Origin of the sequence: Sorangium sp. KYC3313, from assembly GCF_052075895.1 — a bacterium.
Taxonomy (GTDB): Bacteria; Myxococcota_A; Polyangia; order Polyangiales; family Polyangiaceae; genus Sorangium; species Sorangium cellulosum_B.
Genome location: NZ_CP197255.1, coordinates 9,611,683 through 9,638,398 on the forward strand (window position 1 = coordinate 9,611,683; position 26,716 = coordinate 9,638,398).

General features: G+C 67.2%; 21 protein-coding genes and 2 pseudogenes. 7 read left to right on the forward strand and 16 right to left on the reverse strand.

Going from position 1 to position 26,716, the window contains the following annotated elements; genetic code table 11:
- Positions 1–649: 649 nt before the first annotated feature.
- The 9 genes and pseudogenes from ACSRUE_RS36300 to ACSRUE_RS36340 form a co-directional block, all read right to left on the reverse strand.
- Positions 650–878: pseudogene (locus ACSRUE_RS36300) on the reverse strand (IS66 family transposase); the annotation flags it as partial.
- Between the two features lie 595 nt (positions 879–1,473).
- Positions 1,474–2,994: a hypothetical protein gene (locus ACSRUE_RS36305; protein ID WP_441287574.1), complete on the reverse strand. Its 1,521-nt coding sequence runs from the start codon at positions 2,992–2,994 to the stop codon at positions 1,474–1,476.
- A gap of 36 nt (positions 2,995–3,030) precedes the next feature.
- The gene (locus tag ACSRUE_RS36310; protein WP_441287575.1) at positions 3,031–5,358 is read right to left on the reverse strand and encodes a hypothetical protein; all 2,328 of its coding nucleotides are present in this window, start codon (positions 5,356–5,358) and stop codon (positions 3,031–3,033) included.
- Between the two features lie 625 nt (positions 5,359–5,983).
- Positions 5,984–6,517, reverse strand: coding sequence for a hypothetical protein (locus ACSRUE_RS36315; RefSeq protein ID WP_441287576.1), 534 nt, complete (start codon positions 6,515–6,517; stop codon positions 5,984–5,986).
- A gap of 680 nt (positions 6,518–7,197) precedes the next feature.
- Positions 7,198–7,566 (reverse strand): hypothetical protein, encoded by a 369-nt coding sequence (locus tag ACSRUE_RS36320; RefSeq protein ID WP_441287577.1) that lies wholly within the window; start codon positions 7,564–7,566, stop codon positions 7,198–7,200.
- 1,709 nt (positions 7,567–9,275) lie between these two features.
- Positions 9,276–9,488 carry a hypothetical protein gene (locus tag ACSRUE_RS36325; RefSeq protein WP_437299416.1) on the reverse strand — a complete coding sequence of 71 codons (213 nt, stop codon included), beginning with the start codon at positions 9,486–9,488 and terminating at the stop codon, positions 9,276–9,278.
- Positions 9,485–10,045 carry a sigma-70 family RNA polymerase sigma factor gene (locus ACSRUE_RS36330; RefSeq protein WP_441287578.1) on the reverse strand — a complete coding sequence of 187 codons (561 nt, stop codon included), beginning with the start codon at positions 10,043–10,045 and terminating at the stop codon, positions 9,485–9,487. Before ACSRUE_RS36330 ends, ACSRUE_RS36325 begins: the two co-directional genes overlap by 4 nt.
- Before the next feature lie 57 nt (positions 10,046–10,102).
- On the reverse strand, positions 10,103–10,978 hold the full coding sequence (locus ACSRUE_RS36335) for a helix-turn-helix transcriptional regulator (protein ID WP_441287579.1): 876 nt from the start codon (positions 10,976–10,978) through the stop codon (positions 10,103–10,105).
- Positions 10,979–11,132: 154 nt separating this feature from the next.
- Positions 11,133–12,212, reverse strand: coding sequence for an RNA polymerase sigma factor (locus ACSRUE_RS36340; protein WP_441287580.1), 1,080 nt, complete (start codon positions 12,210–12,212; stop codon positions 11,133–11,135).
- Between the two features lie 344 nt (positions 12,213–12,556).
- Between ACSRUE_RS36340 and ACSRUE_RS36345 the strand changes: the two genes are divergently transcribed.
- The 3 genes from ACSRUE_RS36345 to ACSRUE_RS36355 are packed head-to-tail and all read left to right on the forward strand — an operon-like array spanning position 12,557 to position 16,763.
- Entirely contained in the window at positions 12,557–13,549 is a 993-nt protein-coding gene (locus tag ACSRUE_RS36345) for a PEGA domain-containing protein (RefSeq protein ID WP_441287581.1), read from the forward strand.
- A 51-nt stretch (positions 13,550–13,600) separates the two neighbouring features.
- On the forward strand, positions 13,601–15,196 hold the full coding sequence (locus ACSRUE_RS36350) for a hypothetical protein (protein ID WP_441287582.1): 1,596 nt from the start codon (positions 13,601–13,603) through the stop codon (positions 15,194–15,196).
- A gap of 37 nt (positions 15,197–15,233) precedes the next feature.
- Positions 15,234–16,763: a hypothetical protein gene (locus ACSRUE_RS36355; RefSeq protein WP_441287583.1), complete on the forward strand. Its 1,530-nt coding sequence runs from the start codon at positions 15,234–15,236 to the stop codon at positions 16,761–16,763.
- A gap of 507 nt (positions 16,764–17,270) precedes the next feature.
- Here the strand turns inward: ACSRUE_RS36355 and dnaK are convergent.
- Both dnaK and ACSRUE_RS36365 read right to left on the reverse strand, forming a co-directional pair.
- On the reverse strand, positions 17,271–19,169 hold the full coding sequence (gene dnaK / locus ACSRUE_RS36360) for a molecular chaperone DnaK (RefSeq protein ID WP_441287584.1): 1,899 nt from the start codon (positions 19,167–19,169) through the stop codon (positions 17,271–17,273).
- Positions 19,170–19,175: 6 nt separating this feature from the next.
- Positions 19,176–19,679 (reverse strand): aminoacyl-tRNA deacylase, encoded by a 504-nt coding sequence (locus tag ACSRUE_RS36365; RefSeq protein ID WP_437284718.1) that lies wholly within the window; start codon positions 19,677–19,679, stop codon positions 19,176–19,178.
- 481 nt (positions 19,680–20,160) lie between these two features.
- Here ACSRUE_RS36365 and ACSRUE_RS36370 point away from each other — a divergent pair, with 481 nt between their 5' ends.
- Complete coding sequence (locus ACSRUE_RS36370; protein WP_441287585.1) at positions 20,161–20,598, forward strand: HAD hydrolase family protein; 438 nt, start codon at positions 20,161–20,163, stop codon at positions 20,596–20,598.
- Positions 20,595–21,284: pseudogene (locus ACSRUE_RS36375) on the forward strand (TMEM175 family protein). Before ACSRUE_RS36370 ends, ACSRUE_RS36375 begins: the two are co-directional and overlap by 4 nt.
- Positions 21,285–21,366: 82 nt before the next feature.
- On the opposite strand, the gene ACSRUE_RS36380 reads toward ACSRUE_RS36375, so the two are convergent.
- The 4 genes from ACSRUE_RS36380 to ACSRUE_RS36395 all read right to left on the reverse strand — a co-directional run bounded on the left by ACSRUE_RS36380 (position 21,367) and on the right by ACSRUE_RS36395 (position 23,661).
- Positions 21,367–21,495 carry a BON domain-containing protein gene (locus tag ACSRUE_RS36380; RefSeq protein WP_441287586.1) on the reverse strand — a complete coding sequence of 43 codons (129 nt, stop codon included), beginning with the start codon at positions 21,493–21,495 and terminating at the stop codon, positions 21,367–21,369.
- A 267-nt stretch (positions 21,496–21,762) separates the two neighbouring features.
- Entirely contained in the window at positions 21,763–22,191 is a 429-nt protein-coding gene (locus ACSRUE_RS36385) for a CBS domain-containing protein (RefSeq protein WP_441287587.1), read from the reverse strand.
- Positions 22,192–22,389: 198 nt separating this feature from the next.
- Positions 22,390–22,995 (reverse strand): HdeD family acid-resistance protein, encoded by a 606-nt coding sequence (locus ACSRUE_RS36390; RefSeq protein ID WP_437276794.1) that lies wholly within the window; start codon positions 22,993–22,995, stop codon positions 22,390–22,392.
- 72 nt (positions 22,996–23,067) lie between these two features.
- Positions 23,068–23,661, reverse strand: coding sequence for an Hsp20/alpha crystallin family protein (locus ACSRUE_RS36395; RefSeq protein ID WP_441287588.1), 594 nt, complete (start codon positions 23,659–23,661; stop codon positions 23,068–23,070).
- A 631-nt stretch (positions 23,662–24,292) separates the two neighbouring features.
- Between ACSRUE_RS36395 and ACSRUE_RS36400 the strand changes: the two genes are divergently transcribed.
- Positions 24,293–25,444 carry a zinc-dependent alcohol dehydrogenase gene (locus tag ACSRUE_RS36400; protein ID WP_441287589.1) on the forward strand — a complete coding sequence of 384 codons (1,152 nt, stop codon included), beginning with the start codon at positions 24,293–24,295 and terminating at the stop codon, positions 25,442–25,444.
- Between the two features lie 26 nt (positions 25,445–25,470).
- Positions 25,471–25,881 (forward strand): hypothetical protein, encoded by a 411-nt coding sequence (locus tag ACSRUE_RS36405; RefSeq protein ID WP_441287590.1) that lies wholly within the window; start codon positions 25,471–25,473, stop codon positions 25,879–25,881.
- A 44-nt stretch (positions 25,882–25,925) separates the two neighbouring features.
- On the opposite strand, the gene ACSRUE_RS36410 is transcribed toward ACSRUE_RS36405, so the two are convergent.
- The gene (locus tag ACSRUE_RS36410) at positions 25,926–26,588 is read right to left on the reverse strand and encodes an HAD family hydrolase (protein ID WP_441287591.1); all 663 of its coding nucleotides are present in this window, start codon (positions 26,586–26,588) and stop codon (positions 25,926–25,928) included.
- Positions 26,589–26,716: the final 128 nt, after the last annotated feature.

The window sequence follows — 26,716 nt, forward strand, 5'->3', positions numbered from 1 at the left end:
CCGGTCGCCGGGCCCACCGCGTCATCCACCGGGCCCCGATCTCCTTCGACGGCCGCAACGGGCGCTCGCCATGACGGGCGCGGCCCGCACGCCTCCCCGGGCCACGTCGACCCCAAGCGCCGCCAGCTGCTGCCGTGGCTAGTTCGTGCCGCACCCCGCTGCCGCAAGGGACCCCGAAGAGGTCGACGCCTCGAGCGTCGTCCGTCCACCCCAGGCAGCCTTCTCACACCCCACCGGAGCGGACGGCGCTCCGTAAGCGCCCGACCAACGCCATCGTGGCCGTCCGAGCGGCGCGGGTTACCTGCTCCCATCGCGAAGGAGGAAGCGATGGCTTTGGTCGGACACTTACGTCCGCACCACCTCGGATGATAGTTCGACGGCGTGATGTTCACGCCGCGCCTCCTCCGATCGAGGATCGGCCGCACAGCGCCGAGCTCCCGCCGGGAAACCGCGCTGCACGAGCTCCCGCGGGCCGCAGCGCCGTACGCGCTCGATCATCACCATGGCGATGGCCCCTTGAGCCCTCGCCGCGGTCGACGATGCTGGGCGGGTCGGCGTCGACCCACGACTCGGCGCGGGCACGAGCGGTTCTGAAAGGGGGCTCGGCGAGGCGGCCTCCGCCTACGTCGCCGACCGAGGCTCGCGTTGTTCAGGTCGCGTCGGCGTCGCCGGCGCTCGGAGCGGTGCGCGACGATTTCGCCCATGCGTCGGGCAGCAACTCGTCCACCCGGTCGCGCGGCCAGCCCGCCTGCAACTTGCCGATCTGTCCCCCAGGCGAGCGGGTTGACTCCGTGCATCCGACACGAGCCGAAGATCGTGTAGCCGATGGCCAGTCGCTGAGCGCCCTTGTCCGAGCCCACGAACAAGTAGTTCTTTCTGACACCGCCCCGTGCCCAGCATCGTCGACCACGGCGAGAGCCGAAAGGGCCATGGCCATGGCCATGGCTGGGCGATTACGGCGGGCTGGTCGCTCGAGCAGGAGGAGTTGCTGCCTGACGCCTGGGCGAGACCGTCGACTGCTGCTCCGGCCGCCCCGCGACGCCGACGCGACCCGAACAAACCGCGCCTCGGTCGGCGACGTAGGCGCAGGCCGCTTCGCCGGGCCCCCTTTCAGAACCGCTCGTGCCCGCGCCGAGTCGTGGGGCGACACCGCCCCGCGTTCGGCATCGTCGACCACGGCGAGAGCCGCAGGGCGCCGTGCCCATCGCGATGGCCTAGTGGTTAGGCTCCGCCCTCCCAGCGCGGGATCTCGGGCGACGGGTAAACGGGCCGCCAGCGAGGGTTCCGAACCTCGGGCAGTCCTCAAAATTGAACCGTTTCTGATACACATCGGCAATTGTAGGACCCCGCCCAGTGAAGTGGCACCAGCGAGTCGATCCAACGGCCGGGGTTTCAGCTATCGCGCGAAGCGCGCTCAGTTCTAAACCCTTGTTGGGCGGGCGCCTGGAAACCGTCACTGTGCTCCTGCCGCCACTAACTATAGGAACTCGGCGACCTAAGGTTACCATCGATGATGACGACCGCGACTTTTGACGGATAGGCCGGAGTCGCAGCATCGTAACCATGCAACGCGGGCGACTCTAGGGTAATATTGTTCGCGACGTTTGACGGAGGATGTAGCTTCTCGGTCATATCTAGAATACACACCACGCTAACCGGAACACCTGACGCGGAATACTGGGCCGGCTGCCGCACGTACTTGGTCCTGAGCTTGCTCCTATCCTTAACGCTATGCTCCACCTTCAACTCGATAACCACATTGCGAAAACGCAGGTCTAGTCGACCGCCAGCCAAGGTTTCCTCTTCGTGCACGTCGGGCCCCAACTGCATTCGCAGGTGCTGGAGCAGATGCTGCTGAAAGTCACGCTTTTCATCGACATCTTTCCCCTTGAACACACCCGTTTGCTGAACCATGCCAGCGTACCGACCCAAGATGACCATACAATTCATAAAATCGTCATAGTCAGACGGTCGCAAATCGGGCAGCGAATTACGAACCTCTTCGAGAATCTTCGGAATCTGAATATCGATCATTGGGTACCGCGTAAGCACAGGGTACGACGACTGATCAAGTGCCCGAATTTGAAGGTTTGCGTGGCCGATGACAGTCGCGGAAAGCATACGCGCGTCGTTCGCTGCCAAGAAGCGGGCCCGTGTCGCAAGGGCAATCGGCTCGCTCTGAAGCGACTGAGCAAATTTGAACAACAGCCCCCCCTTTTTGGCGGAGCTAGACTCTACCTCAGTACGTGTCCACCGGTATTTGGGCACCACATACAATTGCGGATCCTGTGTCGAGAGAAAATCAACCTCGACCCACTCCATGTCTCGGGGCCATTCCAGCACTTGCACTCGCGCAGCGACGTCGTACTGCACCATGCTTCGAACAGCTTGCGGCGTTGCCCACGGTGCGCCATCGACCTCAAAGAGAACCTTGATCACTCGACCGGCCGGCTCGGGTCGTTGTTGGCCACTCTCACCAGGATCATCAGATCGATTGTTCGCCCGTGTCGACATCTCTTCCCGGATGCGTTTGATGCCTGCGTACGGATCCACCGACGCAAAATAGAACACCGGAAGCGGAACATGGCCGAACTCAGCCACCACACGTTCGAAATGCATCGGGTCGTCGAGTTCGCACACGGCATTTAGCCACGAAACCAACGACCCCCGCGTGTTCGAGAATCCAATTGTCTGAGACTTTAGTTCCGACAAAAGGATCCTTGCTTGAGCTTTCCCTGCGGCGACGAATCGACCCGCATCCAATTCGGCCTTCACTACAGCTTGAACCCATCGACAGGTTATGGCCAAGATGCCGATGGCACGCGAAACTTGATGAGCAAGATGACCTTCGGGGAGGTCGCCCATCGTTGTGGGCAGTGAATCGTACTCTACCCTGATATGTTCGAGTGCGGTAGCTAACCCCTCCGGCTGAAGAAGTGAAAAGCCCTGAAGCGCACGACGGATGTCCTGGTTCAGCGCGCTCGACTTCTGCAACAACTCATGGTTACCGCGGCGTACCAACGTGTCTCCTTACTTATCCGATCCAGAGGTTCGTCTGTCCACGATTCGCTCGGCCTCAGTCCGTTCAGCAGTCGCAGCTAGCTCATACAGACCTCGCTCCACCTCATGCTCCTTCACTTGAGGCAACCGCTGCGCACATTCCTTCGCAACGAGAGCCGCCGCGGCGTGCAGTTCATGATAGGACAAGAGACCAATGAAGCATAATGCCTCATATCCGTCGCGACCAACGTGAGAGCGAATCATACCGAGAATAGCCGCAGACGCATCCGCAACAAGACTGCTCGGAAGATCGAAAAGAGATTCAAAAATACGAGATCTGTCCGAGGTCAAACTGTTGTTATACCTGTCTCGCGAGAATCGACTCAGGTACACAATTGCAGATATCAAGTACGACCGCTGAGCTGCCACGTGAGTGCGGACGCGGCGCGACATGGCTACGAGCATGTCTTCAGCAAAGTGACGATTCTGCATCGCCCCATACTTCGGAAGCAGGGTCGTCGTGACATAATCTTGAACATCAGGCCAGTCACGGTACGCATTATTGAGCACCGCAACGAGATCACGGAGAAAATCCGTGTCAACACGCTCGTTTCCCTCAGCTGAGTATGCTCGCTCTATCGCGAGGATCTTACGAAGGACTTCCTTTCCCCGGTCATCATCAGGAGAAAAATGGTAGTATCGAAAGGCACGCACGGCGGACTTATGGATGACCACAAAATCTTCACCAAGATATGTCGACACGAGCTCGATCATATTGTCTGGCACAGTGAAGTCATCAATCTGCATAAGCTCACCGACCACATCAATGGCCGACTGGCGGACAAAATTGGACCCGAAGTCCGTGAGATGCTTGTAGAGCTCAGGCAAGACCACCGGCACCATTGCATACTGCTTTCCGAATGTGGCAAGTGTGCTCACCAGCTTGGACTTCAGATTCGGGTCTAATTTGCTGTCCGTCTCACCAATCGCCGCCACGACTGCTTCAAATGTCGGGGCGGGAGAATGCTCGGCGATTCTCTTTACGATGCCGATTACCCGATTCTCTATGGCATCGTAGGAGGCACTTTGCGAGATGTTGTCGAGGTGCGCCAACGGAGATCCCTCTCTTACCGGCGCGGCCTTTGCTTCCCTCGTCGTGAGCGCTAACCGAGTTAAGAATCGATGCAACTTCGAAGCGCCGTGTTCAGGGTATGCGGCCACGACGTTCTCAAGCAACTCGGACGCGTGGGTCCGGACATCCATCTCGTTTTGCATGTCAGAGATGGCGATATATAGCTTGTCAATGATCGCGGGGACATGAGCGGCGTAGTCAGTGCGAGGGAACAATTGACCGACCCTACGATTGCCGTCTTCCGCACCATGCATGGCAATGCTCGCATAGATGTCGAGAATCAAACGACGCAGTTCGCCGCTGACAAGCGCATAGATCCGTCCGAGCTCCTCCTCCACGTGTGCGGACGAGAAGGCATACAGGTGCGCCAAGACCTCGCATACCGCTTCGTCGGCTGAGTCACCGTAACCATCGTCCGCCAGTTCCAGAGATCGAACAAGCATGCGCGTTAGCGGAACAACTTGTTCGGCAGCATGCGGAAGTAAGTCGAAGAGGATATTGGCGCAGTTGAGTTTGCTGCGCTTGTTATCAAACCCAAGTCGTTGACCGATAAGCGAACGCACTTCGTTCGGCGCGGTTTCGAGCATGCGCAGTACAAAGCTCACTGTTCCGGGGTATTTCGGCCGCGTTCGAATGAAGCTCGAGGAGGGGACGTACTCATATTCCGGAATGTTGAGCGCGGACGCGAGGGCTTCCAATAGGGCGGTTCGCTCGAAGTCGGAAAAATGATCAACAATGATGCTACAAGCCGTGTCGAGGCCGGCATGGACCGCATCGACGGCTGCCTTCTGCATAAAGGCGGATAGGTCTTTTCGGTTCAAGAGGACGGACCGGACGATTTCTACACACGCCTCACCCAGAGCCGTCGTAAAGCCATCCACAAGAACTTTGAGAGCGTCATCTGAGAAGAACTCCGGGGCGATTTTTGCAGCGTCCTTGAGACTCTGGATGACATCAGTAGCTTGTTCCGGATTATGGAAACGCAAGATCAGCTGATTGACTGAAGCGTGGGTCATCTCCTTCGTCTGCAGGGCGCTGGTCGCCTCTTGCTGAGTCTGTCGCTCAAGCTCTCTTCTCCGCTGTTCGGCAAGAGTTGCCTCTTGCTGCATCCGGAGACGTCTTGCGAGAATGTCGCGCCCCAGGTTTTCGTTGGAGAGCTCATCATGATGGGAGCAGGCGGTACAGTTTTGGTCGATAAATCGCTCGGCCTCGTACTCGAGGTGCATAGACATGCCTGCGGGAGTGCCATGAGGACATGTTACCTTCAACATGCCTATTGGAAGCCGAGTCATCTGCGCCAACAGCCCGGAGATCTCCACCTTTACGTCAATGTGGCGGCACCACTGCTTGAGTCGAGGTATTAGCCGCTCGTTCTTTCGACCCAGTTGAACGTATTCGTCGTGGTCGTCGCGCTTTACCATTGAGAACTCTGTTGGATTGCGAGGGAGAAACCCTACACGCGTCGACTAGCGAAAGCAAGCGTGTCAGCGCATGCTCCTGCCAGACTTGGCTGCCATGGCGGCGGCTATCGGCATCGGCAGCAGACCAAGGGCCCGAGGCAGGCGTCGCTTTGGCCCGCCAAGACGTCAAACGAGCGACGAGCGCCGCCCAACGATGAACCGTTCTGCCGTGGGCCGAGGTGCCGGGCTCCACGCGGCGGCTCGGGCCGTCGGAAGCAATGGCCGGTTGGGCATTTCCGATGCACAGCCTCCAAAGGCACTTGCAGCACCCACGGCTTGGCGGCTCGTAGCGCAGGGGCTGCCGAAACGGCGGCGGCGGTGGACAGCAGTCGCGAGCGGCTCGGGATTCCCTGTGTCTTCGGCCTCGGCGACGCCTTGCGCCCGCTCGCGACTACTCCAGGTAGAAGCGCCGCGCGAGCTCCGGGCCGTCGCCGTCCACTTGGTCGAGCTCGGTCACCTCGCCCGCGAGCTCCTGGAGCGCGGGCTCGGCGCTACGGCCTGCGGAGCGGCCGCGGGCGTCGAGGTGGAGCCTGGCGAGCGTGCGATCCCGCTGGCGTCGTACATGACCCCGGAGCGGGCACCGCGACCGCAGCGTCGAGGAGGACGCCGGCGAACTTGAGGCGGCCGTGCGGGTGTCGAGAGCCACGTCGGGCGCTGGTGACTGGACACCGGTGCTCAGCGCCGGCGAGCTCGGGGCGCGGTAGCCCGCCAGCGGGCGCCGCTCCCTTCGGGAGGCGCTAGGCGGGGGAGCGGCCGCGAGGTCGAGGTGGACGCCGGCGAGCTCGGGGCCGTCGATGTCCAGCTGGTCGAGGCGTAGCGCCGCCGTCGACTTGGCCAAGCTCGTGCCGCGCTGCCCGGCGAGGAGCTCGTGGCGAGCTCGGCGGCTTGCCTCCGCGGCAGCGCGGCCGAGGAGGTCGAGGCACACGTCGGCGAGCTTTGGGGCTATCGCCCTCCACCTGATCGAGCTCGGCCACGTTGCCGCCAAGGGCGGAGCGGCACGTGCGCGCCGCGGGGGCGCCCCTCTGCCAGCGGGATCATCTCCGCGAGGGAGATACACCGCGCGAACTCGTCGCCGTCGCCGTCCACCTGGTCGAGGTCGGCCACGTCGCCAGCATGTTCCGCGAGCGCGGACTTGGCGCCGTGACCTCGTCGAACCGCGGAGCGGCCGCGGCGTCGAGATGGACGCCAGGGAGGCCGCGGTCGCGCTGGCGTCGTTCATGACGCCGGAGCCGACGGCGCGGCTCGCCGGTCGGGGCGCCGCTCCACGCCTAGCCGACATCGAGATCCTCGAACATGAGCTCGGGGGGGCCACCATCGTCCACCCCGGGCGAGCGCGATGCCGCCGCAGCGATCGAAGCGGACGTCGGCGAGCGTTGCGCCGTCGGCCTCGTCCATCGGGCCGAGCGCGGCGCCGTGTCGGCGCCGTGACAGCACTCCTTGACGCACCTGAAGCTGCACCACGTCGCCCGTGCGCCAGCATCGCCTGCTCCCTGAATAGGATCGGCGAGCGGGCGCGATAGGCATGTACGGGAGAGGTACGCGGCGGAAGTGCAACACGATGCCGCTTCATGTGCTCGACGGGCGCGCTTCTCACCGAGCAGCGCTTCACCGCAGACGAGCCTGCCGATCGCCCGGACGTGGGCTCGGCACCGCGCGCGTCCCGCGCTCCGCCGCCTCCCACGCGGCTCGCATGCTGCTTGCAAGTTTTCCTTCCCCCTCCATCGGCGGTCCCATTCGCTTCAGCGCCTCCAGGCGCACAGCCTCCAGCCTCGACCGGCGCGGCGCCGTCGCCCGGCGTTTCTCCACGAGCTCACCGAGTACCTGCGCCGCGCGCTCCCACTGCTCCGCCGCCCCCGGCGCGTGCGCGATCCTTCGCACGGCGTTCCAGGGCGCTTCAAGCTGATCACACAGGGTGCCGATCTCGGGGTGCAGCCGTGCGATCGCGCGCAGGTGGCACCGGGTCTGCTTGTTCATCTGGAAACACTCTTCCAGGACGTGGCTCGGCGCGCGGACAACTCCGCACGCGAGCTCGTACCAGCGCCGCGAGCTCATGCGTCTACAAAAGCACCGAACCAGAAACCTGCCAGAGCGAAGCCTTCATTTTCCGTTCAACTTTAAAGAGCGTTAAAGCACAGTACAAGAGTCGGCTCCTGGCGAGGGCGACGGCATTAAAGTCTGATGTAGCGTGCGACCAAGAGGACGCCGGTTCTCACGTGGCACCGTGACCTGACTGGCATTCGCTGGGGCCCGATCAGGTGACCTCGGTGTGCGGGGTGACCCCTCCCGGCGATCCCACGGCCCGGCCGTCGAGCGGGGCCAGCTCGCCCGGCGCCACGGCCGCGAGCCGCGCTGGCGTCCACCTGGGCGAGCTCCGCCTAGCGCCTGCGCCAGCCTCCCGCCTGGACGAGCTCCGTGGCCCCGTGCGCCGAGTTCGCGCCCCGCGTCAAGCCGCCCCGCGGTCGTGCCGGTCGCGCGCCGCCCTGTGGCACACGTACGCAACAAAACGGAGGTGGGCGGCTCGCCGGAGCCCCTCAGCCGACCGCGCGCAAAATTACCAAATCGACCCCTTCGCGCCCCCCCAAATTGGCCCCTCGGGAGCTCCCTCGAAGCGGTCTAACTGCGCGTCACCAGAGCGTTTTCCACACCTGACCAGATCCCGGTAACTCGCGACGAGATACCGGATCGTCAGAATTACCATTTCGGGCCTCCTCACGGGCTCTCGTTCAGGCTCCGTCCCGAACCCGAAACACCACAACAACGGAGGTTTGTATATGGCAGGAGCAGCTACCCTCGCGCCCTCGGCGGCTCCAGACGCGCGGCCGTCGGGCCGCGCTGGCGGGCGACCCTGCTGCACGGGCGGCATCGTGCGCAGCCCCAGGCGTTCGGCCGTCAGCGTGCGGTGACCGCGGCCTGCCCCACGGCGCGCTCCGACGAGCCGCCCGCGCGCGGCACGGCCACGCATGGGCGACGTCGTGCAGCTCCAGCCGCATGGTCTCCAACACTCCGCCAACGCCGTCGAGCGCCGTCCTGCCCACGGCGCCACGCCGGGCCGGGAGGCGGACAACGCTGGCGCACGTACGGCGACATCGCCACGCCAGCGGGCCGGCGTCGCGGCGGTCGGCGCGCGCCTCCGTGACGCCGTCCACGCTCCCCGCGCCCGTCACGGGCGCGAGGCCAAGCGCCAGCGGCGGCCCTTCATGTCCGACCGGGCAGACCGGACGATGGCGCGCGATCGGCCAGCTTGGCGCCTCCGACTGTCTCCCGAGAAAATGTCTCCCGGGGCGCCTCGCGCGCGGACGTCCACGCGCGCCGATCCGGGCCGTGCATGGCGACGCTGAACGTGGGCGCCACATTGGGGCCCTGCACCCGTCGATCGCGTACGAGACCATGGGGCTGCCGGCCGACGTCGCAGGCTCGCCGAGCTCCCTCGCGTCCGCTCGGCTTCAGCTGCGCACGGTGAACACCATCTCTTGTGGGAATGGAATCCAGCGCGATCCCGTGCATGTGCGCGTAGAACCCACACGATGCCGATTCGCTGCGCTCGGCTCGCGCATCGTGATCAGAGGCGCACGCCTGAAGCGGCACGACGGCGTCCGGGCGCCAGCGTCGCCCGCGAGCGCGGCCCGATAGCGGCACCGCGGGCCTTTTGCGTCGACACCACGACGACGCGGGTTCGTCGGCAGCTAGATTGGGACCTCGTCATCTCTCAGAAGCCCATCAATCTTGCTTAGCAGTTCTCGCTTGACCCGCTGCCGGTTCAGTTCGTCTTCGTAACCGGCCTTGACAGATGATACCTTAGCGACGCCCTTCAGCATCATCAGAGCGTCGATCATTCGCTCCGCCTCGTCGTCATCCAGGTCGCGCCGGAAGTGAACAACCAGGCCCTTGACGCTCATTGCAGTCCCACTCCCCGCGAAGAGATCTCGCCGGCTTCCCGAAGCACAAGGATATTACGCAACTCACCGATGGCCCGTGCGCGTCGCCTGTAAAGCGTCGAGAGGGGCAGCCCTGCGTCTTGGGCGATCTGGACCATCGAAACTCCGCCCAAATCGTGCGCCACGAGAACATGTCGCAGCCCCGGATCGAGCTCATTCACTGCATCCATGGTGCTGGCCCTGACGTTGTCGGACTCCATCACAGCAGCAGCATTCGGCGCTGGATCAAGCACCTCGATCGAACTGACCAATTCCTCCCTGCGCTTTCGCGCACGCTCGTGGTAGTGGGAGGCAACGTGTACGGTGATCGCGTTCAACCAGCGCTCCGGCCTGCCGCGTTTCGGGTCGAACCTGGGCCAGCTCTCGCAAGCGTTGAGCCAGACCTCGCCCGCGACGTCGCCACGATGGCACTGAGGGACCCCCATCCTCTCCAACCAGAGCAGCACCGCACGAACCAGCATCGGGCAAAACAAGCGCGCGTACGCCGCAGCGCGCTTTCCTTCATCCGGAAAATCCATGACTTTACCCCCCATTGCGAAATCGCACCCTATGATGAATGCGAGGCACGGCAGCGCTCACCCATGGCCCCCTACTCCCGGAAGCGTCGTGTTCAGCGAAGAGCGCTCTGCATCCTCCCAATCGGGTGTGCTGTCAGAGCTCGTACCCCCTTCGTCACGCTGTAGCGGGAAGCTCGTCAGCGTGGCGGCGCGCTGGACGAGCTCCGCCCCCGTCGCGGCACCGACAGGGAGCGACGACCGAAGCCGCGGCAGTGGAGGCGGCGGGAGCTTCGCCCGCGGGCTCCTAGCCGCAAGCTCGGGAGACGGTACCACGGGCGGAGGAACGTCGAGCGCGCGGGGAGGCACCGTCGGCGGAGTCGGCGGCGCCGAGTTCGGGGCCGGCGACGACGCCGGACGCGCCGAGCTCTCGCGCTTGATGACGGGCTCGCCGACGGAGATCACGACGGTCTCCTCTGCGTCCGTTCGGTAGTCGTCGTGTAGCCGCCACAGGCGCTCCCAGTACCGCGCGGGCGTGCCGGTGAAGGCCTCCAGCTGCCGCGCGAGGCCGGGCGTCATGGGGAGCTCGCTCCTCAGCAAGCGCTCCACCTCCCTCGGTTCCAACCCCGTGCTCTCGGCCAGCCTTCTCCTCCACGAAGGCATCGTCGCACAGAACGACTCGAGGACCCTTCCTGGCCAGGGGACGGGGCGCGCGCGGGCGACTGTCAGCTCCGCGAGCGCCGCGTCGACGTGACAGTCCAGAAGGCGCCGGTACCGGTCCCGCTCCCCCGCGGCCTGCTCCTTCGCATCGGTGAGGGCTGCCTCCTCGTCGTCATGCGCGTGCTCGCGCGCCTCGCGAAGCCCGCGCTCTCGTCCCAGCGCTTCGCGCGCGGTGACCGCGAAGCCGATCGCGACGCAGGCGATCATCGCGAGCCCGAGCGGCGAAATGAGCCACATCGCACCAAGCACATCCTCCATCGTAGTCATCGCGTTTCGTCTCCTGGACGTGAACGTTCTTTCCGGAACGCAAGGCGGATCTCGGCCCTGTGCTGTCTGATCCGAAGACACCACCAGCGTCACCCCAGCTCGCCGTCGATCGACGGCCGATGATTCAGCGAATGAGCCTGAGCAGCGCTTCGCGCTCCGCTGCGAGCCGACCGCGCGGAAACTCACGCGCATGGGCTTCGAGCAGCAGGCGCGCCTCGTGATCGCCCTCTCCGTCGTTGTCCTCAATGGCCCTTCGGGCCTGGCTGATCAGGCGCATCTCGCGTGCGGTGACCGCTGGCCACACGGGGCTCCCCGCGGACGAGATACGAGGTGCTGTCGTCCCAGAGGGCGCGGGCGTGCTGCTCGCCACAGCCTCAGCGCGCGCGCTGCCTGTTGCCGCCGGCGACGAGCTCTCGGGCGCGGCGGGCGCGGCAGCGGAACGCGCGCTGTCACGTGAGCCTTGCGCCATGACGTCGTCTGGTGCGGGCGCGCGCCCCGGTGCGCGGAATGCCGCCGGGTGCAGCCACGATTCCGCGCTGGGCAGCGGCGGCACCGCCGAGAGGAGCGCGCCGGTCAACACGACGAACGCACCCTGCACGACGATCCTCACGCCCAGCCGGCGCAACCAGGCCGTCCACGACGCACGGCGGTCCAGCCCGAGCACCAGCGGGACGCAGGCGCTCTCGTCCCTACCGTGCGCGGGTTGCCGGGCCCTCCACCGCTTTGAAGCCGCATCGAGTCGATCCCAAGCCCGGCGGTGCTGCGCCCTCACTGTATCCAACGGGACGTTCAGCTCGGCGGCGATCGTGGAGAGCGGTGTCCCCTCCAGCTCGTGCTTGACCAAGAGATCCCGGTACTTGGGGCCGATCCGGTCGAGCAAGTCCCGGGTCAGCTCTTCCCGCTGCCGCAAGCGCAGCAGTTCCTCCGGCGTCGGGCATTCGTCTCGGGGATCGCGCTCCTCGAACGACGTCAGCACCTCTCCGCGGCGGCGCTCGTTCCGCCTGTGCTTCCGCGCCTCGTTGAGGGCGATCGTGACGAAGTAGCGCGCCGGATCGCCGCTCAGCTCGACCCGCCTCGTCACTTCCAATCCCCGCAGCAGCGCATTCTGCGCGACGTCCTCGGCGTCGCGCGCCGGCACGCCGTGAAGCCTGGCCAGGCGCCGGAAGCGGTTGAAACTGAGGAGATGGGTCGCTGGCTTGCCCACAGCAGGTAGCATCCCTGAGCCGCTCGAAACGGTGCAGGAAAGTGCAAGGAGCGGCCACTTTGGTAGCACCAGGTGGCACCGATACATGCGTTCAGGCGATCGCGCCCTCGCTGCCGCGAGGAGGCGATCGCATTGCCGCACCCGAACGCAATTTGCCACTCCCAGGGCCACTTTGCATCGATTCGCTCTCGTTGACGCCGCGCGGCTGGCGCGAGTACCGTCCAACCATGCGATGTTCCGCATGCGCTCTGCTCTTCTCTGCGCTCCTCGCCGCAACCGGCGCTGCGAGCTCGGCCAGCGCGGAGGACGCCTATCCGGAGCCAGGACCACGTGACGGAGCAACGGTGAAGGACCATGTTCGCCGCGGTCGCAGGGCGCGCAACGCCGGGCAGTGGACCGAGGCATACGCCGCCTACAAGGCCGCCTTGGAGGCAGCAGACCCAGCGTCCAGCACGGAGCGAGAGCGCGCGGAGCTCGCCGGCGAGCTTGGTCTCTGCGAGCTCGCGCTGCGCAAGTACCGCGATGCCGCCGAGCACCTGGCCTTTAGCCTCGAGCAGCGCACGGCGCTGCCGCTCACGCTTCAGCTACGATTCGAGAAAGGAGAGCGCGAGGCAACATCGCACGTCGCGACACTCGTGCTCTCGGTCGATCCGCCGGATGCCGAGGTGCTCGTCGACGGCAAGTGGGTGGGCCGGGTAGCGCGGACGTACAAGCTGTTCTTGGAGCCCGGCCAACGCATGGTGCGAGCCCGCGCACCGGGCCGCCAGGATGGTTTCCATGAGTTCGGGGCTGTGGCCGCAACGGCGTACAACGTCAGAATGCCGTTGGCGCGTATGGCGGTGAGCCAAGCTCCGGAGAGCGCGCCGGGTTCACCGAAGAAAACGCCGAAGACCAGGAGCTCGTCGCCTGCAGCGCGGGGCCGGCCGCCCAGCCCTTGGACATCCTGGCCAGGCGCCCTGCGCATCACCGGTATCGGGTTGACCTTGGCGACAGGCTCGCTCGGTGCGGTCTTCATGGTTCGTGCGAGGACCGCCGACGGAGACCTGGACGAGCGGAACGCGAAGCTCGACGCCGTGGGCGTCTCTCAAGGGGTATGTCGGGGAACGCCGAAACCCTCCGCGTGCGGCGAGCTGACGAGTCTCCAACGAGAGCGGGATCTCTTCGCCGGGCTCGGCACGGCGATGGTGGTGACGAGCGGTGTGGTGGGCGCTGCGACTCTGGCTTCGTTCTTCACGGACTTCTCTTTACTGCAGGCTGAACCGACCAAAGCTCGGGTCGCGCTGGTGCCGACGGTCGCGCCGACACAGGCCGGCCTCGTTGCGTACGGCGCGTGGTGATCAGGGGGCCAGGCCATGCTTCTTCTCGAACAGCGACGAATGCGGCTGCTGTTGGCTGTAAGCACCGTCTCCACGGTCGGCGCGGGCGGCCTCTCCGGGTGCGCTTACGACGATAGCTGCTACGACCGACGCCTCTGCCTCACACCGCCGACGTCTCTCTGTGACGGCGACCCCACCACGGCGCCGGCGCTCGACGAATGTGGGGTGTTCGTCAGCGCGTCGTCGGGTGACGACAGCAACCCCGGCACGAAGGGCGCGCCGGTGAAGACCCTGCAACACGCGATCGGGCTCGCCGCGAGCGGACGAGGTCACGGCAAGGCGCCGACCCGACGCGTGCTTGCGTGCGGCGGGACGTTCGAGGAGGCCATCTCGCTCCCCCAGGGTGTCGACTTCTGGGGCGGGCGTCTGTGTGCCGGCGGCGACTGGTCCTATGGAGGGCCGCTCGACGGGCAGCACGCGTTGACCGTCATCGCTCCGCCCGTGGGGATCCCGCTGCGGGTCCTCGGCGGGGACGACGCCGTCAACGCAGGGAACGACGCGACGTCGGTGATCTTCGGCGTGCGCGCCGTGGCGGCCGACGCCTCCGCGAGCGACCACAAGTCGTCGATCGCGATGCTCCTGAGCTATGGAGCCAGGGCAATCGTGCGGGAGAGCGAGATCCTCGCGGGCAACGGCAAGGATGGAGATCCGGGCGAGGACGCGCCGAGCTACCGCGCGAACGCCGGCGCTTTGGGGAACGACGGCGTGGATGCGTGTACGGCGAACATGGCGCCGGGCGGCCTTCCGGTCGTGACCGTGTGCGGCGAGGGGCTCGAGTCGACGGGTGGTCAGGGGGGCGATGGAGGCCTGGAGACGGGCGATGGTGGGACGTCAGGACTGCCGGAGCCGGTCGAGATTCCGGATAATCGCGGCTCGGCCGGCACCGGGGCGTCCAGCATGCCGTGCACGGTTGGGGGCCGCGGAGCAGACGGCTCCGACGCGGAGCGCGCTGCCGGAGCGGCAGGCGCCGGCCTCCTGGGCGTCGAGGGATGGGTCGGCCCCCGCGGGGAGAACGGGAAGCCGGGCGGCGTCGGTCAGGGCGGCGGCGGGGGTGGCGGTGGCAAAGGGCGCGACCCAGTGAACGCGTGTCCGGCGGGTCGGCCCCAGGGCGGTGCGGCCGGCGGATCGGGGGGCAGCGGCGGCTGCGGCGGCAAAGGGGGCAAAGGGGGCGATTACGGCGGTGCGAGCATCGGGATCGTGGCCTTGCAGGGGAGCTCCCTCACGGTCGACGCCAGCACGGTCCTCGGGGCCAAGGGCGGCAACGGCGGGGTCGGCGGAACGGGCCAGTGGGGAGGCTTTGGTGCCGGCGGCGGCCTCGGCGGAAACAAGCTTCTGACCGACACGTCGCGAGGGTGCGCCGGCGGCGATGGCGGCAACGGCGGCCGCGGGGGCGATGCCGGCGGCGGTCTCGGTGGCCACTCGCTCGGCATCGGCTCCGTGGGCGCCTCGGTGGCCATCTTGAAGAACTCGACGGTCTCGCCCGGACAAGCCGGCACCGGGGGGATCGGCGGCAACGCAACCTTGGAAAGCGGGCTCGGCCAGGGGAATGACGGGACTTCGCTGTTCTGGTACCGGTTCGATGCGCCAGACCCGGAGCCGCCTCAATGAACCGCCCTGTGCTGGCGGTGCACGTCAGGAGACGCCCATGAGGAAGACCACCGCTGCTACCTTCGTCCTTCTGTTGTCGCCGTGGGCGACCGGCTGCGGAACTGCTCCCGGCGTGAACGACCCTGGCGTGACGCCGTGTGAAGGCACCTCGTGCGAGAACGAGCCGCCTCCCGAGTCGGTCTGCGTCGAGCACGTCGCCGCCGATATCCTCGACGACGGCTGCGGCGTGTTCCTCGCCGGAAACTACGGTTTCGGCGACGACAGGAACCCGGGCACGAAGGCGAAGCCGGTGTACACCGTCGCGCGCGCCGTCGAGCTCGCGCGCGCTGGACGAGGACGCGTGTTCCTCTGCAACGACGGATTCGTCGTGGAGGAGATCCGGGTGCCCTCCGGCGTGGATCTCCTCGGGGGCTTCCACTGCCGGAGATGGGATCGCGACCCTCTACGCCCGCAGACCACGTTTACTCACGATCGGGTCTTCGGCCCCATGGTGATCGTCGAGCCTGCGGGCCCCGAGGACACGGGGGCCGCGGACGGGGTGTCGACGCTCGCCGATCTCTACGTCCGGTCGGCGGGCCTGGTCGGAGTGCTCGTTCAGTCGAACACGGCGGTGGAGATCCTGCGGAGCGAGATCTCAGCCCGGGGTGGACGGAGAGGGGCGGCTGGCGAGAAGTGGCAGACCTGGCAACCCACCGGACCGGATGGCATGTTCGGTGGGGACGCTTGCTCGGCGACCGTCGTCGCCGGCGGCCCTGCGGCCGTGAACCGGTGCGAGAGCGGGCTCACGAGCATCGGTGGCAAGGGAGGCGACGGGCTGCCCGACAGCGCCGAGGATGGAGGCGACGGGGAGCCCGCCGACCTTTTGCCGCCCGCACGCGGTGGTATCGGGGAGCGGGACAACGTCAGTTGCAGCCCCGGATCCGAGGGGGGCCCGGGGGCTCCGGGAACGCAGGGCGCGCCCGGCAAGGGCATCGGGCGCCTCACCGAGGCAGGATGGGAGGGCGACACGGGGGCCGAGGGGACCTGGGGCACGCCGGGCCAGGGCGGCGGCGGCGGCGGCGGTCGCTGGGGCGGGCTCGCCGTGTGCGGTGCGGCCTCCAAGGGAGGCCCAGCAGGCGGCTCGGGAGGGGCCGGCGGTTGCGGAGGCAGAGGAGGCCGCGGGGGAGCGAACGCACCGCCGTCCATCGGCGTCCTCGTGCTTCACGCCCGGGTGACCGTGCGCGACACCAAGATCACGGCGGACCTTGGCGGCAATGGCGGCGACGGTGGGGAACCCCAGCGCGGTGGCATAGGCGGCCGAGGCGCACCGGGCGGAACGCTGGGGGATGAACTCGCCGCCTGCTTCGGCGGCCGGGGCGGCGAAGGAGGGCCCGGCGGATACGGCGGCCCGGGGCGCGGCGGCGACTCGATCGGCGTCGCCTACCTCGACGAGGACCAGCTCACGCTCGAGGGCGTCATCATCGAGACCGGACAGCCGGGCAAGGGCGGCACCAGCTGGAACCACGATGGCAGCACGACGGTGGGAGAGAGCGGCGAGGCCCACAAGACGCTTAGGTTTCCCGAATAGCCGAAGTCACGTCCCGGCGAGGACGGCGCAGAGCTCCACGACTGCTACGAGGGAGCTTCGGAATCCGAGTCCACGAGCCAGCTATCCAGGAAGCTGGAGGCCCAAGCGACCATGGAGGCTGGCGGCTCGCCTTCACCATCCCACCCACCGACCAGGCTTCGATCTCGCGGATGGCAGCTTCGAGCTCGCGCCTCTCCCGCCGGGAATTCCTGGCGGCACGTCCATCGCGGAGATGGGTGCGACCCATCTTTGATGGAGGCACGAATTTGCGGTGCCGAACCGTCGCGATCCGTCGCTTCAGCCGGGATCTTGGGGGGACCAGACCACCGATCGCAACCCTTCGGAAGGCATCGACCCAATCCGGGCCCAACCGCCGACGCCTGAGTTTGGCGGGCTCGCACCGGCCGACCCGTCGCATCGGGCCGCCGTGGTCGCCTCGCTCGCGGGCACGCTGAGCCGTGCCGTCGCCCTCGGCCGGGCGGCTCGCCGCCGCGACATCGGACCTGCCTACGTCCCGGTCTCCTCGAACTCCGCGTCGATCACGCCCTCTTTCCCTCCGGTATCGCGCGCCCCCGAGGGCGGCGCCGGAGCCTCGGGCGGCTGGCCGCCCGCCTTCTCGTACATCACCCGGGCGACGCGGTGCGCCTCCTTCTCCACCTTCTCGAGCGCGGCCGCGACCTGGGCGTCGTCCTGCTGCTCGATCGCGCGACGGCCCTCGGCGATGAGCGCATTCAGGGCCGCGACGTCGGCGTCGGCGAGCTTGTCCTTGTTCTCCGCGACGGTCTTCTCGAGCGTGTAGCAGAGGGTGTCGAGCTTGTTCCGGCGCTCGATCTCCTCGCGGCGCCTCGCGTCCTCGGCCTCGTTGCGCTGCGCCTCGGCGACCATCCGTTCGATCTCGTCCTCCTTGAGCCCGCCCGACGCGGTGATGGTGATGCGCTGATCCTTGCCGGTGGCCATGTCCTTGGCGTGCACCGAGAGGATGCCGTTCGCGTCGATGTCGAACGCCACCTCGATCTTCGGCACCCCGCGGGGCGCCGGCAGGATGCCGTCGAGGTGGAAGCGACCGAGCGTCCGGTTGTACCGCGCCTCGGCCCGCTCCCCTTGCAGGACGTGGACCTCCACCGAGGGCTGGCCGTCGGCCGCGGTGGAGAAGACCTCCTTCTTCTGCGCCGGGATCGTCGTGTTGCGCGAGATCATCGGCGTCATCACGCCTCCGAGCGTCTCCACGCCGAGCGACAGCGGCGTGACGTCGAGGAGCAGGAGATCCTTGACCTCTCCGGAGAGCACGCCGGCCTGCACGGCCGCGCCGACGGCCACGACCTCGTCGGGGTTGACACCCTTGTGCGCCTCCTTGCCGAAGAAGCTCCGGACCGTCTCCTGGACCAAGGGGATTCGGGTGGAGCCGCCGACGAGGACGACCTCGTCGATCTGCTGGGCCGTCTTCTGCGCGTCGCCGAGGGCCCGGCGCACGGGCTCCATCGTCCGGTCCACGAGCGGCTTCATCATCTGCTCGAGCCGCGAGCGGGTGAGCACCTTCGAGAGGTGCTTGGGGCCCGAGGCGTCCGCGGTGAGGAACGGGAGGTTGATGGTGGTCTCCTGCACGTTGGAGAGCTCGATCTTCGCCTGCTCCGCCGCGTCCTTGAGGCGCTGGACGACCATCTTGTCGGTCGATACGTCGATGCCCGTGTCCCGCTTGAACTCGGCGACCAGCCAGTCGATCACCAGGTGGTCGATGTCGTCGCCCCCGAGGTGGGTGTCGCCGTTCGTCGAGATCACCTGCACCACGCTGTCGCTCACCTCGAGGATGGAGATGTCGAACGTGCCGCCGCCGAAATCATAGACGGCGATGATCTCGTGCTTCTTCTTGTCGAGGCCGTACGCGAGCGCCGCGGCCGTCGGCTCGTTCACGATGCGCTTGACGTCGAGCCCCGCGACGCGCCCGGCGTCCTTGGTCGCCTGGCGCTGCGCGTCATTGAAGTACGCGGGGACGGTGATGACGGCCGCCGAGACGCTCTCGCCGAGGTACTCCTCCGCTGCCTTCTTGAGCTTCTGGAGGACGTGCGCCGACACCTCCGGCGGCGAGATGACCTTGCCGCGCACCTCGAACGCTGCGTCGCCGTTCTTCGCCTTGACGACCTTGAAGGGCACGCGCTTGGCCTCCTCCGTGACCTCCTCGAAGCGCCGCCCGATGAAGCGCTTCGCCGAGGCGATGGTGCCGAAGGGGTTCACGACCGCCTGGCGCTTGGCGATCTGCCCGATGAGCACCTCGCCCCGCTCGTCCCAGGCGACGACGGACGGGGTGACGCGCGAGCCCTCCTGGTTGGGGATGACCTTGGGCTCCTTCCCCTCCATCACGGCGACGACGCTGTTCGTCGTACCCAGGTCGATTCCGATGATCTTGGCCATGGTAACCTACGCGACCTTCTTGTTGGGTTCCTGCGGCTCGGCATGCTCCGGGAGCTCGCCGCCGATCGTGAACGAGGCGACGCGGGGGCGCTCGAGGCGCGCGAATTCGTCATACGAGAGCTCGATGCAGTCGTTCGGCGAGAAGGCCGTGAACACGATGGCGGACGCGCTCGTCAGCCGCTCGTCGATGAGGGTGAGGGCGCCCATCGCCCCACCGAGCGGCGGGATCTGCCCGCCGGCCTGCGAGTAGGGCGGCTTCAGATCCGCGGGGCTGCCCTCGATCACCTCCGCGCGGAGCTCGTGCCTGAGCTCCGGCAGGCTCAGCCTCTCCCCCCGGGGCAGGCAGGCGATGGCAGGTTGCCCGCCGACGACGAGCACCTGCGTCTCTACCGCGAGGCCGCCCGGAGGGACGCAGTGCGCGACCGCCGGGAGCGGCTCGGGCGATGGATGGCTGGAGAGACGGAACGGTACGCCGTGCGTCCTCAGGTAGGCGACGACTCGATCGAGCATGGAGTCGACTCAAGCGATCATCGGACCAGACCCGCCGCATGCGCAACCTGCACACGGACGGCGCAGGGCCGCGCTCAGCGCTGCGGCAGCAAGGACCCCGGAGAGCTCCTCGCCGCGGCGTCGCGCGCATGCCGCGCCCGTCCTCCCGGCGAGCACGCCCGTGCACGAAGTGCCACGTGCAGCACGCGGCGCCCCGTGCCGCCGGCGACGCTCGTCACCGTCCTTTGCCCTCGAGCGCGCTCCAGGGTACGAGCCTGGAGGCTCCTGCGCTCGATTCACGCCACGTCGCCCCACGCCGCGTCGCCCGCCGGAACGAGCGCGCTCGGGTGCTGGGCCGGCGTGGCACACGCGATGCCGGACCGGGAAGGCACGGCTCCAGGGCCGTGACGCGAGGAGCCGGGCGCGTGCTCGCTGGATGGATCATGGGCAAGGCGATCGGGGCGATACGGCGCGCGCTCGGCGGCGCCGCGGAGCAGGCGGCGTGAGCGCCGCCGATGCGCTCGTGCTGTTCGGGGCGACAGGCGATCTGGCCTTCAAGAAGATCTTCCAGCACCCGCTGGACAATGGCGCGGCCGCAGTCGTCATCGCGACCTTGGAGCGACACGGCGCCGACGTCTGGGTCTACCAGGGCGACGACTGGCTGGTGCGCCGCGCCGACGCGCCGCGCGTAGCGCTCGAGCAGGCGGCCGTGCAGGTTCTCCCCAGGGTCGTCGAGCGCCGGGAGGGCGTCGTGGGCCATGTGCTCATGTTCCGGGAGAGCGGGCTCCGCCTCGCCATGGGGCACGCGCGCGCCGTCGTGCAGCGGCAAGCGCGCTTCATCACGCTGTCGAACGACGACGAGGGCTTCGCGCACGCCGTGGAGACGTGGCTGCTTACGGCGAGCGGCGGCCAGGGAGGGAGAGGGCGAACGAGCCCATGACGGCCCCTCTGGCGAGCGCTCCCGGCGAGCGCCTGAGACCGCACCGACGCCGGAGGCTCGCCCTCGTCCTCGCGACGCACGAGGGGACGAGCCGCATTGAGGCGCTCAGCGACGCGGTGTTCTCGATCGCGGCGACTTTGCTGGTGATCGAGCTCAAGATCCCTTGAGGGCTGACCGACTCAGCTCGGCTCCTGGATGCGCTGGCGACGCAGTGGCCCGTCTACGTGGGCTACGTGATGAGCTTCGTGTACCTCGGGATCTACTGGAGCCACCACGTCCACGTCTTCAGGCTGTTCCGGCGCACGGACCATGTCTTCCTCAAGCTCAACGTGCTCTTCCTGATGACGATCGCGCTCATCCCCTTTCCGACGGCGCTCCTCGGCGTTTACTGGCACGCGCACGACGACAGGACGCGCACGGCGCTCCTCGTCTACGCGAGCTCGCTGTTCGTCACGGCGAGCCTGTTCCTGGCCATATGGCTGCACGCGACCCACAATCGCCGGCTGGTCGATCCGGAGCTGGACGACGATGTCATCCGAGCGACCACCGAGCGCTACCTCATAGGGCCGATCGGTTACGGCGCCTCGTTCCTCGTCGCACGGTGGAGCCCCGTCGCCGGCGCGCTCATCATCCTCCTGATCGCGCTGTTCTATATCCTGCCGGTCCAGCTCGTCAGGCATGGCTGAGGATCGCCCGCGAGTTCGGGCGCCGGAGGCGCGCTGGAGATCGATCCGGAGCCCCCACCTCGCGAGCTGCGCCGGGGCGTTATCACGGCTCGACGGTGATGAGGTTCTCGACGCAGTGGACGCCCGGAGCCGACCATGCCGCCCGCTCGGCTTCTTCCTTCTCGGCCCACGAGCGCACGCGGCCGAGGAAGATCACCTCGCCCCCCCGCACTCGACACGGATGCGCCGGGCGTCCATCCGGGCGCTCCCGACGAGCCCGCCGGTCCGGCGCCTGCGAAAGGCGGTCCCGTCAAGGTGTGTCTCGGCGCCGCGCCGGCGCGAGGCGCCGCGCTACTCGATGACATAGGCATCGCAGCGCACCCTGAGGAGCTCCATGTCGGCTTCGCCGATCATGAGCATGGCCTCGCGGTTCAGCGATTCATAGCGCCGATCTGCAGCAGTCGTGACGGAGGCGATGGTCGATGTTGTAGATGGTGCATCAGGGGCGCACGACGCCCGTCTCTTCGAGACGTCTATGGCTCAGGAGGTCTCTGGCGAGGCGGACATAGTCGGACGTGGTGACGATTCCGACGACGTGGAATCGTTCGTCGATGACCGGAAGACACCCAACCTTCAGATCGAGCAGCTTGCCGGCGGCCTCGGCGGCGTCTGTGGCGGGACGCACCGTCTCGACCACCCCGCGCATGATCTTGCACACGTGGAGCTTGGCCTTGTACTCGATCTCGTCGTCCTCCGAAGGAATGCTGATGCTCGGAGGCGACACGTCGAGCACGTCCTGCCGGCTGACGACCCCGACCAGCACGTCGCCGTCGGTGACCGGGAGGTGCCCGATCTTCTCGCGGTTCATCGTCTCCTCGGCGTGCGCGACCGAATCGGTTGGAGCGATCGTGATGGCCGGGAATGTCATGATCTCATTGACGCGCATCGGATTCGACCTCCTCCTCCGCCAGGGCCACACCAGGGCGAACGGGTCGCGCTGAGGGCAGGCATCCAGGCGCTTCGAGCGGCCGGCGCTCCGAACATGTCAGAGACCGGCCTCATGGACAGCAGCCGTACGGCTGAGCGACGACGAGCGTGGCGCGCCGCTCCGGGCGCGGCGCGCCGGTCACACGCGCGCGCTGGCCACGGGCCGGGGTCGCGCGCTGACCCCGATCAGCAGCATCGACGATCCGCTGATGATGAGGTTGACGCCCACGAGCAGGCCGAGCGCCCACGCCGCGGTGCTCGGCCAGCGCCACCAGATCAGGACCCCGAGCGCCAGCGAGAGCAGCCCATCGAACAGGAGCCAGCCCCAGGCCGGCATCCCGCGGTGCTGGATGGCGCGGATGATCCTGAGGAAGCCGTCTGCGAAGAAGAACGCCGCGAGGATCAAGGTCAGCGTCATCGTGCCTGTCACCGGGAAGGCCACGATCAGGACGCCCGCGACGATCTGGAACAGGGCGCTCACGAGGGACCAGGAGGAGTTGGCCCATCGCGGGTTCCGGACGGCGTGGACGCCCAGGAGGAGGCCGCTCACCACCAGCACGCTCCCGATGACGACCGCCGAGACCAGCGAGGCGACCACGGGCATGAGAATCGCGAGAACGCCAAGCACCAACAGGGCGATGCCGAGCCCCAGGAACGAACCGCGGTTCTCCTGCACCGTATGAGCATCGACCAACCCCAATCCGAAGCTCGTCGTGCGGACAGGGTCCTCCAAGCGATCAGCCATGTGCATCCCCTCCTCTTCCTGCGCCGCGGCGTCGCGAGCGCGAGCAGGATAGACCTGGCCACTTCCCAGGGTCTACGCTGCCTTCTTTTCGCCCGTCGCAGCCCTCTCGGCTTCGGCCGTCGTCCCGGCCCTCTCGGCCGGCTGCCCGGATGCGAGCTCCTTGCCGCCCGCCTCCTTGCGGCCGATCTGGACGCGGCGTGACTGCATCTCCGCCTTCTTGGGCACCGAGATCTGGAGCACGCCGTCCCTGAGCTCGGCCCTCAGCCTGTCGAGATCGGCGCCTTCGGGCATCACGAACGAGCGGCTGAACGCCCCGTAGGAGCGCTCGTAGGCGAAGAACCGCTCGTCCTCGCGCTGTTCCTCCTCCTCCCGCTTGCCACTCACCGTGAGCCGGTTGCCGGAGATCGAGACCTCGAGGTCCTCCTCGCGCACGCCGGGCAGGTCGATGTTGAAGACGTAGCTGTCCTTGGTCTCCTTGATCTCGATATCGGGCGCGAACGCCGTGCGCGCCGCCTGGACCATGCCGGCGAACGGGTCGGTGCCCACGAGGTCGCGGATGATGCGAAAAGGATCGAGCGCGCGGAACGGAGCCGTCATGCGCGTGGGATCCCCGGCGGTGGCGAGCGACTGCTGCGGCTCGCCTCGTCGAGTGCTTAGATTGGCCATCGTACCCTCCTTCTTTCTCCCCCTCCACTGCAAGCATCAATTGTGCGCGTCGCACGGCGGCGCAAGTGCACGATGCGCGCCGAGGAGCCTCCCCTCGCGTTCGCCGGATCGACGCGCTCCGGAGCGGACGCATGCCGGACTGCCGTTCATCCGGTCACGCAGGCGGGAGAGGACGCGACGGCTCCGGAGCGACGGCTCATGCTGCTCGCGTGCCTCTCCTCGACCGCAGAACGGAAGAGCGCGGTCGGAGCATGGTCCGAAATGGCTCACGCGATGCAAGCTCGCGAGCTCAAGGCTGACGAGCTCGAGGTGAGGCTGCCGGGCAGTTGCCAGCGCACCGACGAGAACATCGCCCGATGTGTCGTGGCACCGACATGGCTGCGCGTTCGAGTTGAACACGGAGCTCCCGCTCTCCTCGAGGAAGGCGCACGACGAGACGAAGCGCCAGAACCAGGAGCTCGATGGATCAGCGGTAGATATCCGGGTTTTCAAACGATGGACAACCGTCCTCCCTGGCCTCCGGGCGGCGAAATCGCGGAGCGCCGGTGCCTACGCCGGTTGCACCCATGAGCGTGCGCGCTGGGTTCGCTCCTTGCATCGTCCCCATCGAGCAAAAGGAGAGGTGGTGCGAATGCTGGCGCTCACATACCATGGGCCGAAATGCGTCCGTGTCGAGGAAAACCCGGAGCCTCGGATTCAACATCCGAATGACGTGGTCCTGCGTGTGAGTCGCGCCACGATCTGCGGCTCTGACCTGCATCTCTATCATGGCTACGTGCCCGACACGCGCGTCGGCACCATCTTCGGCCATGAGTTCACCGGCGTCGTGGAGGAGGTCGGGCCATCCGTGCGGACCCTCCAGTGCGGCGACCGCGTCGTGGTGCCGTTCAACATCGCCTGCGGTACGTGCTTCTTCTGCCAGCGAGACCGCACCTCCGCCTGCGAGAACACGAACCCGCTCACCACGATCACCGGCGGGATCTTCGGTTACTCGCACACCACCGGCGGCTACCAGGGCGGCCAGGCCGAGCGCGTCCGCGTCCCCTTCGCCGACGTCGGCCCCATGAAGATCCCCGACGACCTCTCGGACGAGGACGTGCTCTTTCTCTCGGATATCCTCCCCACGGGGTACCAGGCGGCGGAGATGGGAGACATCGGCCCCGCGGACACGGTGGCTGTCTTCGGCTGCGGGCCCGTCGGCCTCGTGGCCCAGCGGTGCGCCTGGCTCCTCGGCGCGCGCCGGGTCATCGCCATCGATTCGGTCGGTTACCGCCTCGATTTCGCGCGCCGGTACAACCAAGCAGAGACGCTCGATTTCAGCAAGGTCCCTGATGTCGTCTCCGTCCTCCGGGAGATGACCGACGGCCGCGGGCCGGATGTCTGCATCGATGCGGTCGGTCTGGAGGCGAACGGCTCGACGCTGCACGACGTGCTGGGCAAGACGCTCATGCTCGAGGCCGGCTCGCCCGTCGCCCTCAACTGGTCGATCCAGTCGGTCCGCCGCGGCGGGAGGGTCTCGATCATCGGCGTCTACGGGCCGCCGTGGAACCTCGTCGACGTGGGCGCGGCCATGAACAAGGGACTGACGATCAAGACCGGGCAATGCGACGTGAAGCGGTACATGCCCCACCTGCTCGAGCACATCCGCAAGGGGAACATCGACCCGAGGGCGCTCATCACGCACCGCGTCCCGCTCGATGCGGCCGCGGAGATGTATCGCCTGTTCGCGGCGAGGTCCGACGGGATCCTCAAATGCGTGCTCATCCCGTCGGGCGCCAAGTGAGCTCTTTCATCGAGGAGGAAACGATCATGGAAGCCGAGATCGCGCGGCCGATGGAGCAGCCGTACTGGGGAGTTGATCTGTGTCCGGAGGAGAGGCCCGGCGTCCCGAGAGAGGCGCCGCCACACCTCCTGGCGTGGGCGCACTGGATAGAGCCCGAGCGGCAGCCGATCGAGGGTCGCGTGCTCAGGCGCCCAGGGCTCGCCCGCCCGACGCCGGTATTCAGCACGGCGTTGCCGCCGAGGGGGGCGAGCGGCGCGCTGCGCCGCGTGGCCTACGAGATCCCGGATCACCAGCTTCCCCACACGATCCTGCTGATGATCGCGGACCGGGTCGACGTGCTCGAGAGCCTCCCTCTCCTCTTCCAGAGGCGGGCCGTCAGGGCGGGCAAGCTCAGGACAGCTGCTCTGAGACGTCGCAGCGAGCAGAGAGGGCGCTGATCCTCTCTGCTCTGCTCCCGCTGCGCCGCCGTGCCGGGCGGTCCTCAGGGCAGGACGCCGAGCTCGTCGAGCGCGGCGCCGAGCTCCGCGGGGTCGCGGTACACCCGGTACGCCCCCGCCGCGAGCAGCTCGTCCTGCCCGTACCCGCCGGAGAGCAATCCGACCCCGAACATGCGGGCCCGGCGCGCGGCGAGCAGGTCCCATACGGAGTCACCGACAACGTAGCAATCTTCGGCCGCCACACCCAAACGCTGCTGGCACGCGAAGAAGAGATCGGGCGCGGGCTTCGCGCGGCGCACGTCACCGCGAGCAACCACGACCATGCCCGGCGGGAGGTCGAGCGCCGCGAGCGAGGCGTCGATCTCCGGACGCCGTCCGGAGGTCGCGATCCCGTGCGGCACCCCCGCATCACGCAGGTGACGGAGCAGCGCCACCGCTCCAGGGAGCGGGCGTCGCTCCGGCAGGATCTGCTGGAAGATCTCGCCGTGGCGCTCCTGGACGAAGCGCGCCTGCTCGGTCGCGAGCGGGTGGCCGACCTCGCGCGCCACCGCGCGAGCGAAGAGCCCGCCGCTCATCCCGATGCGCCGGTGGACCCGCCAGGCGTCGATCGGCATGCCCGCTTCGGCGAACGCGCGCTGCCACGACAAAACGTGGGCATAGACCGTGTCCACCAGGGTCCCATCGAGATCGAAAATGATCGCGTGCACAGCGCTTCCCCACTGATTCCTCTGGCGCCGGAAGGCTGCTTCAGCGTCAGCGCTCCCTCGAGCTTGAACCTCCGGCGCTTCTCCTCGTCCTCGTGGGCTCCCCATCGACCTTGGCGCCCGAGCGCCCA